This window comes from Paenibacillus sp. PCH8 (assembly GCF_002968835.1).
In the GTDB taxonomy this organism is placed as follows: Bacteria; Bacillota; Bacilli; order Paenibacillales; family Paenibacillaceae; genus Paenibacillus.
On sequence record NZ_PKQK01000001.1, the window covers coordinates 1,438,841 to 1,452,654 of the forward strand.

The 13,814-nt window shown below is 47.6% G+C and carries 6 protein-coding genes; 5 read left to right on the top strand and 1 reads right to left on the bottom strand.

The genetic code is table 11. The features are described 5' to 3' along the window. Positions 1 to 67 precede the first annotated feature (67 nt). Positions 68 to 937, bottom strand: coding sequence for a GNAT family N-acetyltransferase (locus C0Q44_RS06355; RefSeq protein ID WP_105406510.1), 870 nt, complete (start codon positions 935 to 937; stop codon positions 68 to 70). 244 nt (positions 938 to 1,181) lie between these two features. On the opposite strand from C0Q44_RS06355, the gene C0Q44_RS06360 reads away from it, so the two are divergent. From C0Q44_RS06360 to C0Q44_RS06380, 5 genes are all read left to right on the top strand, one after another. After that, a complete protein-coding gene (locus C0Q44_RS06360) occupies positions 1,182 to 1,784 on the top strand; it encodes a hypothetical protein (protein ID WP_146113432.1) in 603 nt (200 codons plus the stop codon). Between the two features lie 269 nt (positions 1,785 to 2,053). Then, entirely contained in the window at positions 2,054 to 4,195 is a 2,142-nt protein-coding gene (locus C0Q44_RS06365; RefSeq protein ID WP_105406512.1) for a sensor histidine kinase, read from the top strand. Between the two features lie 4 nt (positions 4,196 to 4,199). After that, positions 4,200 to 4,898, top strand: coding sequence for a response regulator transcription factor (locus C0Q44_RS06370; protein WP_105406513.1), 699 nt, complete (start codon positions 4,200 to 4,202; stop codon positions 4,896 to 4,898). 348 nt (positions 4,899 to 5,246) lie between these two features. Then, complete coding sequence (gene minD / locus C0Q44_RS06375) at positions 5,247 to 6,116, top strand: septum site-determining protein MinD (protein WP_181150871.1); 870 nt, start codon at positions 5,247 to 5,249, stop codon at positions 6,114 to 6,116. A gap of 588 nt (positions 6,117 to 6,704) precedes the next feature. Next, positions 6,705 to 13,766: an InlB B-repeat-containing protein gene (locus C0Q44_RS06380; RefSeq protein ID WP_181150872.1), complete on the top strand. Its 7,062-nt coding sequence runs from the start codon at positions 6,705 to 6,707 to the stop codon at positions 13,764 to 13,766. Positions 13,767 to 13,814 lie beyond the last annotated feature (48 nt).

The window sequence follows — 13,814 nt, forward strand, 5'->3', positions numbered from 1 at the left end:
GGCTCTGTATCACGTAAAAGAGAGAGAAAGTCTCCCATTGCGGAGAACAATCTCTCTCCATTGCCTTTTATAGATTACCGAGATTACCGCTGAAATAGTGATACTCGGAATTCACTTCAAAACCAACACTGCGGTACAGATTCAAAGCACGTTCGTTCTCGGTAACCACAGACAGGCGAATATCTGTGTAACTTTGTTTCCTTAGGAGATTCACCAGAATACTGAGCGCGGTGCGCCCCAGTTTCCGTCCCTGATAAGCAGGCAAGATACAGAAGTTATGAATAAATGCGGTTGTTGCATTAATGGAGTTGACCCGTACCAGCCCAACAGGCTGTTGATCCTGCCATGCAATATAGGTGACTCGGCTGGGTTCATTCGTTTGCATAAAGTAATTGCGTGTCCAGTCCTCCGAATCTCCAAAAGCTTGGGATGAGCAAGTGACCATAAACTCCATATCCTCCGCTTCTGCCACGGACAACGTTAGTTCAGGCGGTTCCGCAACTTCAAGGACTTGATTCACAAGTTGCATCGAGTACTCCGCACGATCATATCCGGCTCCAAGGGATTGTGCAGTATGAACACCCGGAGATATGCCCTGAGGAACGCGATAACTGAGTTGGTTGATTCCCTGTGGTTTCATATCCAGGATGGCCCTGTTCAGTAGGCTGCTGAATACACCTTGGCGACGATAATGCGGATGTACGATCGCGTTAATATTTCCGGTTACGACGTCGGATGGATACCAACTGAGCAGTCCTGCTAAATCACCGTGGCGATAACAGAGGAGCGCGTGGTCTCCGTCTTTTTTGCTAATATGGTCAAGGTCTGCTTTCAGATGAATGGAATCAAGCTGTTTACATTGTTGTTCGAGCAAAATAATAGCTTCAATCTGTTCCTTGGAATCATAGATCATAGGAACGACTTGATAAGTTGACATAGCTTTCACACCTTCAATGTTGAAGGAAACACGCAGTTATTGGACCCGTAGGCGCTATCCTTCGAGAGTTGGTCCAGTTGTAATTTTGATCATCATCATTATCTCCTCCAAATCACTTCCCGATGACTATAACACAACCTATCAGCATGATAAAACAAATATTCTATTCGGATGTGCTGTGCTACGTAACTGGACATCATATCCTATTAAAGGGGTAATTGAGAGTAATAAGGAGAGAAAGGAGTTGATCACCTCGCGTAAGTTAGCTTATGTGATGAGTACGTTGTTTCTTTCATCTGTCATGATAATGGGGTGCACCCCATCTGAGTCAGCCGAGAACGTTAAAGAGACCATTCCACCAGCGACGAATCAGCCGAGTATTGTGAGCAATCAGAAGGCGTCAGCCATAGATGAGCAGCAGGTCCTCGAAATGTCGCTGGATTATAAAACAACCGAACTGACTGTTGATTATAAGGACTATGAAGATACGTTAACTGTGGAGGGTCTGCTGGCTAGAGCAGAAGTAATCAGACCATTTTTGACAGAAAGGAATTTCGAATCCAATATAGATGCGCGATTTAACAAGATTCCTTTACGTGTAGCAGACAAAGAGAAGGCTCTGCTGCATCCTGAAAATATACAAACCAAGATCAAAGATAGCAAGAGTGATTGGATTCTTGTGGAATACACGCTCGATTTGAAATTTACGGATAAGCATGGCAAAGAGTTCAAGTCCATTCCGTTATCGGGTGATATCACCTTTTTGCAGGATCAGGGAGAATGGCGCATTCAGGATGATACGTACAACATGAAGCCCTTCACAGAAATCATTAATAATTCACTATAATGCATGAGTCATCTGTGATTCTGGCACATGGCGATTGTGCTCGAATTATCCATTGTGAATAAGCTCCTTCATATCAGTACGCACTTCAAAGTGCGTACTTTTTTTGTGGTGGCATACCCAGCTAAGCGCGCGTCGTCAAAAGGGTCTCATCGCGATGTTAGCTATCGACACCTGCTAGAAATTTGCAGGGTACATTCTCCTGTAATGATGATATTATTTGGATGATCAACTTACTTATTGCGCTCTTGTAGAATGGGGTTGGGTTCATCATGAGGAAGATTCTCCGAGTCGGTTCTCGTAAGGTTTGGTTGTATATCATTGCTGCTGTTATTGGTTTGGTTACAGGCTACGTCGTCCTTTCTTCGCCGGACTCTCCTAGGCTCCAAAGTGAAGAAGGTATTCTGGATTTAACGCAGGCTCAACTTAGTACGAATCCGCAAAAATTAACAGGGAAGTGGGCGTTCTATTGGCAAGAACTGCTGTCGCCTGAGGATATGCGGGTTCGTTCGGCAAGGGAAGGAAATCAGGACCACTGGATTAACATCCCAAGCTCCTGGCTGGGCTACCCGTTAGAAGGTCAGCGGCTGAGCGGTACAGGCTATGCAACCTTTGGACTGGTCGTTCATCTAAGCGAGCAGGATCGAGATGAGATGCTTGCTCTGCGGCTGTCTAGCATTTTTAATGCGTACAAATTATGGGTCAATGGCGAGCTGCTGGAAGAAGTTGGTGAGGTTGGTCAGGACAAGCACAGCATGACCCCGCAACTGGAAACAAAGCTGGTGTATTTTCAGCCTGAAAGCGACACGTTAGAGCTGGTCATGCAAGTATCCAACTTCCAACATCATCGGGGCGGCATTACCAAGGATATCGAGCTGGGTGGAAGTGACGTACTAACGACCCAGACCAATCTGAATCTTGCCAGGGATATGTTCATCACGGCAAGTTTGCTAGTGATCGGTTTGTATAACCTGCTGTTGTTCATGCTGCGACGTAAGGATAGAGCTCCGTTATACTTTGGCCTGTTTACTGTACTGCTTGGTATTCGATCCTTGTTCAACGGCGAGCTTATCTTTACACAGTGGTTGCCTCAGTTTCCTTGGGAATTGCAGTTCAAGATCGAATATCTGATTCTTTGTGTCAGTGGTTATATCATCACCATGTATTTTGATTGTATTTTTCCGAATTATGTGTCGCGATGGTTTCGTCTTAGCACCCGGATCTTAACTGGTGCATTCTGTATCCTTGTGGTGGTAACCCCTGCAATTATATATACAAAATTTTTACTGGTAATCGGTGTGATGGTAGTTCTGCATATGATTTATCTGATGATCGGGCTGGTTCAGGCGGCTGTGCGACGTATGGAGGGAGCGCTGATCTTCCTGCTGGTGTCGGTGGTTACTTTGGTCACGGTTGTCAACGATTTTTTATATTTTAACGGATGGTCGCTAGTTGGAAATACATCTCCGCTTGGCTTATTGATATTTACGATCGCGCAGCTGATTCTGCTGTCTTCGCGATCTACGAAGACGGCATCGAACGAAGAGAGAATTACACGTGAATTACAGGACGTTAATGACAAGCTGATTGAAATGAATATGAATCTGGAACAGACCGTTCAGGAGCGAACACATGCCTTATCTACAGTGCATGATGATCTCCAAACCTCGTATGACCGACTGCTTCACTCCGAGCAAGGGAGGAAGAAGCTTCTTGCTTATATTACGCATGATCTGCGTATGCCGTTGTCCAGTATGCTTGGATATGTAGAAGCTATACAGGACAGGGTCAAGCCGGAACGCAATGAGCAATATCTGAAGTACATCCGGGAGAACACGATAAGGATTAACCGTATGATCGAGGAGTTGTCCTTCTTGTCTCATTTGGAGACCGGACAAGTCTCGTACCGAATGGAGCCGGTTCAGATGATTCCTTTCTTGCATGGTTTTTTTGAACAATATGAGTTGGTAGTGCGCGACGCAGGATTAGACTTCATACTGGATATCGGAGGTACCGAGGATAGACGAACTATTTTGCCAGTTGTCGAGATGGATGCGAAAAGAATAGAGCAGGCCTTATTTAATCTAGTATCCAACGCCATGAAGTTCACCTCCAGCGGGGGGCTGGTGCGTATTGCACTAGTTGTGGAAGTGATGAATCATGCTCGCTATGCGACCATTAGCATACAGGATTCTGGCATGGGGATTCCTCCGGATCAGCTTGAGCAAATTTTCGAACGTAATTACAGATACGATCGGCCGGGAATGGGCATAGAGGGCAGTGGACTGGGGCTTGCAATTTGCAGGGAAATCGTACAAGCGCACGGAGGCATGGTTCGAGCGGAGAGCGACGGCAAGATGGGGGCGACATTCTATGTAACGTTTCCTTGTACGGTGATTGAAGGAAAGGGGTGATGAGATGGACATGCACAAAATCATGATCGTTGATGATGATCCTCATATATGCGAGATTGTGCAGGTGTATTGTGATAGGGAGGGATTTGTCTCCACCTGCAGTCATAGCGGGTCAGAAGCGATGGAGCTGCTTGCATCGTTTGAGCCGGATTTAATTATTCTGGATATATTGCTGGCTAATGAAAACGGTATTGACTGGTGCAGGAATGCGCGTAATCTCACCAGTGCGCCGATTGTGTTTCTGAGCAGTCAAGAGGAAGACGAAATAAAAATTAGCGCATTATCCTATGGCGGGGACGATTATGTGACCAAGCCGTTCAGTCCGGGAGTGCTCATGGCCAAGATCAAGGCTCACCTTCGCAGAGTGTCGACGGGTAGAAGGGAACAACTGCTGGAGTTACCGGGTTTGACACTGGATTTCTACACGCAGTCCGTCAACATGGGGAGTACATCTATCTCTTTATCGAAAAAAGAATTCAGTCTGCTGTCCTATATGGCACAAAACGTGAATCGTGTCGTCAGTGTCGATACGTTGTTTCAAATCATCTGGGGAATGGAAAGTCTGGAGGATACGAGAACGGTTGCTGTACATATCAGTAATTTACGCAAAAAAATTGAGTCTGACCCTGCCGACCCCGAGCGAATCATTACGGTTCGGGGGAGCGGATATATGCTGGTTTCTAACAGTACGTCACAAGCATGAATATAGCAGTAAGGGTGGTAGTCTATTATAAATGGGAAAATGGCGTTGGAGCAGTACCTGACGCTATTTTCCCATTTTTTTGTTTTTTCCACTAGCTTCGTAATCGACTCAAAATATTGAATTCCTCAACACTGGTCTGCACTTCTCCATCCTCGTCAAAATGATGAGCCATCTCTCCGAAGAATTAAACGATCCATACGCACGGATTTAAAGTTTTCTTTAGGTTTCTCAAGTAGGATAATCCATCATGATAAAATCACATTGGTCGATTTAACGACATATTTCATCAAATTGTAACTGATTATTAGCTAAGAGGACGTTCATTCGAGCCGGATCAAACGATAATACGTGAAGAAATGGTTGTCTTGCTGTCCCGCATTAGTACTTGAAGAGAAGGAAGTGGCTCCGATGGCACGAGTTATATGTATCACATCAGGGAAAGGTGGAGTTGGCAAGACAACGGTCACTGCTAATCTCGGGACTGCCCTTGCCCTATCGGGGAGCAGCGTTTGCCTGATCGACGCTGATTTTGGATTGAGAAATCTGGATATTCCGCTTGGTTTGAGCAATAGGGTAAGGTATCATATTTCTGATTTTCTGACGGGTCAATGTGCTTTACATCAAGTGATTGTCAAAGATAAGCGAATCAGTACCTTGTCCTTTATCTCCTGTAGTAACGACGCGGTGCATCACGATGATCCGCAAGTTTTTGGCAAGGTGGTGCAGCAAGTAGCCCAGAACTATGATTATGTGCTGATCGATTCGCCGGCAGGCATTGAAAATGGATTCTGGAATGCGGCTTTGGCAGCAGATGAGGCTATTGTCGTTACTACGCCTCATCGTACATCGCTTCAGGACGCGGATCGCGTAATCGGATTATTAGAAGATATGATTCCGGCTCCGCCGCAGCTCATCATTAATATGGCCGACGGACAGGAAGCCCGTTCGGCAACGGTAAAGATGCAGGATATTATTGATATTCTCAATATCGGTGTGATTGGCGTGATCCATGCCGATGTAGAAATTATACGTTCCGTACATAAGGGCATCCCGATTGCGCTTAATCCCGAGTTCGAAAGCGGGCTTCGCTTCAGGCATATCGCCCACAATGTGGCGAAGAATCAGCAGGAGCCTTTTATCTCATTGAAATCCAAGAGGCATATTAGTGTTTTTTCACTTCCTCAAAGACTACGTTGGGGGAAGAGCAGTTCGTTATAGTCGATTCTGGTAGGTTAATCGTTGACACGCGAATCATCTGCAATGGATTGCAGACTAGCTAAAGAATTCATGAAAAATAGTGGAGTGGGAGTTACCTTCCCTACGCCGCTATTTTTTGATGTCATTGATGTTCTCACTTGCAAGTAGTTGCTTACTTAAAGTTTTCTTTATAATTCACAAGCGCCCCTATCTCGCATGATAAAATACGGAAGAAAAAACGACATAATTTGCATGTATTGGTGTCACAATTCGACTGCGACTGATAAGAAAGGTCGGTGAACGAATTCAATCTGTAAAGTTGGCATTATCGTACCTTAAAGCAGTCGGATCTCTCCAGTCGGATGTTTGAGCTGACGTTGATGTTCTGAATGTGCTGAACGCCGCAGATAGGACAATACCATTTCTGTATGTAAAGTTTTTCCTCGCTTGATCTCCACGTGCCGAGCGAACTGACTCGTAGGAGACCAATGATCCCGATCTGGGTCAGTGGTATCCGCTATTAGTCTGGCTTTGTTGATTAGCTTGATTAGAAACCAATTTTGGACGGTCTTTTTTAGTTTGATCTATACATAGAAGGGATGAATGAAAGTGAAGAAAGTAAGACAGGGATGGAAGGTGAGCCGGCAGATCCTAATGTGGATGCTGGTGATCAGCTTAATAGTTTCTGCCGTGCCCCTATTACCAGCGCAATCGGCAGTAGCGGCTGAACTGCCGATGCAGATGACAAAAGTAACCACATCCAGTGGATTCCAGGATGTGAGTCCCACCGACTGGTTCTATGATGCAGTCGTCCATGTGCAGGAGAAGGGCATATTCAGCGGAACGAACGCGAGTAGCTTCTCTCCTAAGGGGACAATGACACGTGCCATGTATGTAACGGCACTTGGACGGATGGCCGGAGTCGATGCCGGGGCGTACTCCACTTCGAGCTTTGCCGATGTACAGGCGGGCAGCTGGTATGCGCCATATGTCGAATGGGCGGTTAAGAAGGGAATTACCGATGGCACGGGGGATCGGAAATATTCGCCGGATGCTACCGTATCTCGGGAGCAAATGGCGACGATGACGTTGCGGTATTTCGAAAGCGAACAGATCCCTTATCAGACCGAGAATCCGGTCACGACAGAGCCGGGCGATCTCGGGGATGTATCGCCTTGGGCGGCTGACGCGGTCATCAAGCTGTGGCAAGCCGGTGTGTTCACCGGGGACGAAAAGGGGAACTTCAATCCGCGTGCACAAGCGACTCGCGCGGAAGCAGCGGTTCTCTTCATGCGCAACAACGCGGTTGTAGAGGCGTGGAAAAATCAGAATCAAACGCCGGTGACGCCTACTCCAACACCAACACCGACATCGCCGGTGACACCAACATCCGGCGGTAATAGTGGTGGCGGAACGCCTGGAGATAACGGAGGTAACTCAGGCACGGGTTCCACTGCGTATACGCTCACGTTTGAGAGCAACGGAGGCACGGCGATTTCTGCGCAGACGGTACGAAAAGGCCAGGTGCTAAATAATCTACCTGCTCCAACAAAAGAAGGATATATATTCCAAGGGTGGTTTGCGGATAGTGATCTTTCACTCATCTTCGCAAGCGGCAGCACCCTGAACGCGGATACAAAGTTGTATGCAAAGTATACGGATAGCTTGGATAGTGCCGTACAGAGCGTACCAAGCTATTCGGTACTGGATGTCGCGCCGAACTTCACCATTAAGGTACAGGATTCATCGGGCAGTCTGACGGAATCCCAGGTCAAAGAGGGGATGACCTTCGTGGATACGGCAAATCCCGAATTCGAAGGGGTTACCGTCTCTGGCGGGAACGGAGTTTTCACGGTATCGTCAGCAGCCGAAAACGGCAAGTTCGTTGAAGGTAACACATATCAACTTACGTTGACGGATGACAGTTTGTCCTTCCAAGGCCAAGACGCGACGACAAGTATTTATGTATTTAGCGTTGCTAAAAAAGAAGTCATGAATATTCCACTCAATCCGAACATGATCTACATTCCGTTCACGGATGTCACGGATATGGTGATCAATGGAGCAGATGTCGATTCGCCCGCGATTTCAGTCGTTACGACGACGGTAGGCGGCGAAAATGCACTCGCCGAAGTGAATGCGAGTAGTGGAACGTTCAAGTACACCGGAAGCACTGGCACGGTGATTCAAGTCGGTGATACCGTAGCCATCTATGAGGGAGTTAGTCCCGAACTGCGCACAGTCGAAACGACTGGTGAAGACGATGGTGATGTGGCCTATGTCCAGATCACGTCGGTAGATGCAAGTGTCTACACTTATGATCACGCAGATGCCAAACAAGTATTGCTCAAGCCAGATGTGCTACCGGTGAGCGTAGAGGCAGATACGGATGGAGATCCCAGTAACCATTCCATCACGGTCGATCATACCGCGATGAACTACAGCGACGGCCTGTACGAGCCCTTTGGTTTGGATCAACTGACCACGGTCGATGTGGGAGACTTTATCGGGTTCTATGAAGGTGAATTCGCCGAAGAAGGTTCTAAGGTAACCGGTTATGGACGTATTACGTCGATTACGCCTGAGGCAGAGATGGACGTCATTACGTATACCGATGCCACCATTGAAGATATTGAAAATGCTTTCAATATCTATCAGAAGCAAGCAATTGACGGCGATGATCTGTTTTCGAAAGAACAGATTGCACAGCTCGAAGAGCAAATTGAGCAGCAAGCGAGAGACAGCGGATTCGTCAATGAAGCCGCGGATTATCTGTCTGACATCGCCATGGAGTCAAAGGAAATTCAGGAGATCAAGGCTCAGTCCTCCCTAGCGTCCGGTAAAGGGAGCCGGGTAAGTGTGGAGAAGCTGACCGTTGTTGCTTCACTCGGCACGAGGCTGAAGAATATTGACGGCCGAACCTCAGGCGTAAGCGCTACATTACAAGTGGGTGCCGATATTGTTGTCAATATCAATGAAGACAGCGATCTTGTCATCCATATGACGGGTACATTCGTGCAGGAGATGAGCCTAGACCTCGGTATCAATGGGGATATGAAAGGGCACTGGCTGAAAAAGTGGGGGATTCCTTACTGGTACAGCATTGATGATTATGTAATTACGGCGAATCTGGATGCTTATAGCTATACCGGGATGAACATCACGGCAGAGATAGCTCTCGTTGAACACGATAAGCTAAATGATGCACTGAATGACTGGGTGGGCGAGAAGAACGCTGGCAGGTTGGGAAAGGTTCAGAACATTGCGACACAGATTAAAGCGGTAATGGCGGGTGTGCAGGATACTGCCGTAGATGCGGAATCGTTGAAGGAAAAGTATCAAGAGATGTTAGAGCAAGACACGGAGTGGGTTCCGTTAATCAAGAAAGAGCTCTTTGAAAAGAGCGTACGCGTGGCTTTAGGTATTGTGGAAGTCAAATTTGAAGCGGAGTTTGTGGTCAGCGCCCAGGTGAACCTGACGGTGGGGGCAGATTTCTACTATAAGATGGCCAAGCGCTACTCGGTTAGCTTGCGCGTATTGAGTTTCAGTGGTTCGAGTAATACGGTCAGCTTGCCGGGAGACGGAGATTACCAATTTACCTTCTATGTGATGGGGACGATCGGTTTACGAGCTGGTATTCATATGGAGGTCAAAGCGGGGATTGGAAGCGTCAAGTTGAATAGTATCGGGCTTGCTGTAGAACCCGGTGTGTATGTGAATCTGTGGGGCTACTTCTATTATCAATTGAAAAATATTAGCGGGGTGAAGACCACGAAGTCTTTAGGTGCCCTGTTCGTCGAGATTGGCATCTATTTGGAGGTCGAACTCGGCGCTCAATTAGGTGATGGCGCGCTTTCCGGCGGCGTAGAGCTGGTCGATGAAGAGTGGCCACTGTATACGATAGGGGAAGAAAAGAACGTCTACGACTTCGCCTATCCACAGGATAAGTCGCTCAAAGTGAACATGGCGGGTTCTGCGTCATCCATCGCTGTACCGGAGTTGTGGGTCACAATGAATACCTTTGATTTGAAGACAGGTGCTACGGATAAACGGGCTTATGATCGCTCGAATTTCGATATTCAGGTGGACAATCCGAACTTCAAGTATGACGCAGTAAATGGGATGATTGAAGTGGTGGACAAGAAGATTCAGGTGAGTGATGGCAATCTGGTTATCACCTGGAAGGGGTCGCCGGGGTCGTTCACGTCCGATCCACTCAAGCGTACGATTCAGTTAAGCTGGCTTGCCAGAGTGGGTGACTACATCCTTCAGCTGGATCCGCAGAACGGCGGAGTGACCCAGGTTGTGGCGGCTCCGTATAACGCGCCAATCAGCGTGGTCATCCCGGTATATCCAGGATACACCTTTGATGGCTGGTATACGGCCGCTTCCGGCGGCACGAAGATCACGATTCCGAGCCGAATGGCTGCGGAGGATCGGAAACTGTACGCGCACTGGATTGCTAACAAGAATACGCCGTATACCGTTGAGTATTATGTGCTAGACCCGAACAGCAGGATACAAGCTCCGCCTGTGGATACGGAAAATATGACTGGAACAACGGACACGGAGATACGAATCAGCTCCGACAGGTTTAAGGAGCAAGGCTATGCGACCGGAACGGTGAGCGGCGTATTAATCAAGGGCGACGGCTCTACAGTCGTAAGAGTTAATTACTATCCGGAGAATCGAAAGATGACTTTCGCTGGGGGTTATGCCGGTGCGCCCCAAATCTCGGTAACAGAAGCTGTTGGCAAGAACATCGCTACTCGTATACCTGTACCGATAAGGCAGGGATATACGTTTGCCGGTTGGTCGCCAGAAGTTCCAAGTGCGATGCCGATTGAGGATACTACGTATACAGCGAAGTGGACGGGGAGAGAGGGTACGCCTTATCAGGTCGTGTACTTGCTGCAAAATATCGGAAGTGACACCTATACGGTTGCAGATACGGAATCGTATCGTGGAGTTACGGGTACCGAGGCGAATATGACGGACGTCAAGCCGAGATCTTATGATGGCTTCGTGCGGGACGACAGCATTTCGGTACTGACGGATCTAATCACGAGCAACGGCAAAACGGCGTTGAAGGTATATTATAAGCGTGATGTATACCAAATGACGGTTGATTATAACGGTTCTGGGGCAACAAATAAAACGGATAATGTTCCTTTCGGAGCGACGATGCTGTTGCGTCTAGGCACTCCGACATGGCAGGGATATAGCTTTACGGGTTGGTCGCCAACGCCTCCGACCACGATGCCTGCCGAAGATGTCCAGTTTACCGCTCAGTGGGCAATTAACGACTACACTGTAAATTTCGACAGTAACGGTGGGTCCGAAGAAGTGCCGGCTCAGACTGTAGGGTTTGGCGCCACGATTAGTACGCCGACTGAACCGACGAAAGATGGTTATGTATTCGGCGGTTGGTACAGTGATAACACGTTGACGAATGCTTACGACTTCGCTGCAGCGGTGACGGCGGATCTCACACTGTATGCGAAGTGGCTGATCCCTTACACGATAAGCTTCGAGAGTAATGAAGGGTCGGTAGTAGATGCCCAAACAGTGAATGAAGGCGTCAAGGCTATGGCTCCTGCCCCTCCGACGAAAGACGGCTATGTGTTTAGCGGCTGGTACAGCGATAGTGAGCTAATGAACGCCTACAATTTCACGACTATGGTGGTTACGGGAGACCTGACATTGTACGCGAAGTGGACGGTATATGTACCGATTACCTACACTGTAACTTTCGAGAGTAACGGCGGATCGTTGGTCACAGAACAGACTGTGAATGAAGGTGCCGTGGCTACTGCTCCTGGCGCTCCGATGCTGGAAGGGTATACGTTCGATGGCTGGTATAGCGATAGCGAATTGATGATACCTTATGGTTTCACAGAAGGTGTAATGGCCAATGTGATGCTGTACGCGAAGTGGACGAAGAACAGCTACACAGTGAGCTTCAACAGTAACAACGGATCGTCGGTGAGCAGTCAGTACGTGAGTGAAGGTGACACGGCAGCAGTTCCTGACGCACCGACCCGTGCAGGGCATGTATTTGAAGGCTGGTATAGCGATGCTGGTCTGAATGAATCTTACAGCTTCATGACATCTGTGATGAATAACCTCACGCTGTACGCGAAGTGGACGGCTATATATACGGTCACCTTCAACAGTAACGGCGGATCACTGGTGGCTGAACAGAATATGCAAACCGGCGGTAATGCTACGGAGCCTGCCGTACCGACGAGGGACGGTTACGTGTTTAACGGTTGGTACAGCGACGCTGGACTGAATGAAGCCTACAGCTTCATGACATCGGTGACGGGTAACCTCACGCTGTACGCGAAGTGGACATTTAACAGCCGCACGGTGGACTTTGACAGTAACGGTGGAGCAGCAGTAGGTAGTCAGACGGTGGTTACTGGCGACAAAGCTGTGGCACCTGCTGCGCTGAAGTGGGCAGGGTATCGATTTGAAGGTTGGTATAGCGATCGCGATCTGGAGAGCGCCTACGACTTCATGACGCCGGTGACGTCAAACATCACGCTGTACGCGAAGTGGACGATGACATCGTGGCTGCAAGTAGGTGACTTGTTGGATTTGAATAGTAAGTCTAATGTCATCTTCGACAGTCAAGGGACTCCTTACGTGGCTTATATAAAGGACAATTACGAAGTGTTTGTGATGCAATTTAAGGGAGGCAAGTGGCAGTCCTTTGGCAATCAAAGCGATCTTGAAAAAGCGGGAGGATTAGGGAGCTCAGCTATATCGCTCGGAATAGACAGTAAGGACAAGCTTTATGTTGCTTATAAGAATAGCTCAGGTAAAGTAAGCTTTAAGAGTTATAATGATGAACATAAGTGGTGGAGACCAGTATCTACTATCTCTGATTTCAGTTGGAATGATGGAAAGACGAGCAGAAAAGTGGATAAAGTTAATGATAGCTTCTTCATTACCTTTGATAAGGATGATAATCCTTTTCTGATGTTTAGAGGTATTTTGGTCGGTAATGCTGCGGAACCGTCAATGCTTATGTCATGGAGTTATCATGAAGGTAGTGGATGGAAACAAGAAGCGAGAATACAGGCATTCGCAGGTCTTAGAGCCTTCCTTGAACCATTACCAAACAATGGCATGTATTTATTTGCTCCATTCAGGTCATCTGTTAGCCCTGTGGCAACAGGATATAGCTTGGAAGATGGGTCATGGATACAATTGGATCCTAAATTATATCCATATCCAACATCTGCAAATATGGATGCTGCATCCGCGCTTGATCCATCTGGCGTACCTTATATGATCTATCTCAGCAGCTCCAACGTTGTTGAAATGTGGAAATATCCGCACACCATTCCGTCAGAAGATACAGCATGGGAGAAGGTGAGTACTCCCGAATTCTTGGTCGGTTCATCTCAAGAAGGAAGCATAGATATGGCCTTTGACAGCGAAGGAACGCCTTACGTTGCTTATCGAGATGCTGCAAATGGCAACAGGGTGACTGTGATGAAATACGAGAGTTTGGATTGGAGACCCGTAGGGTCTGCCGGATTCTCCGCTGGTGATGTTCTTCAGCTAGACATCACCATAGACAGCACTGATAACATCTATGTGAGTTATAAGGAACAAGGTAAAATGAACGTGATGAAGTTTGATCCTAATTTCAAATAACTTGGATAGATCAGACTGGCAGAAGAGCCTACTCCCATCGGAGTAGGC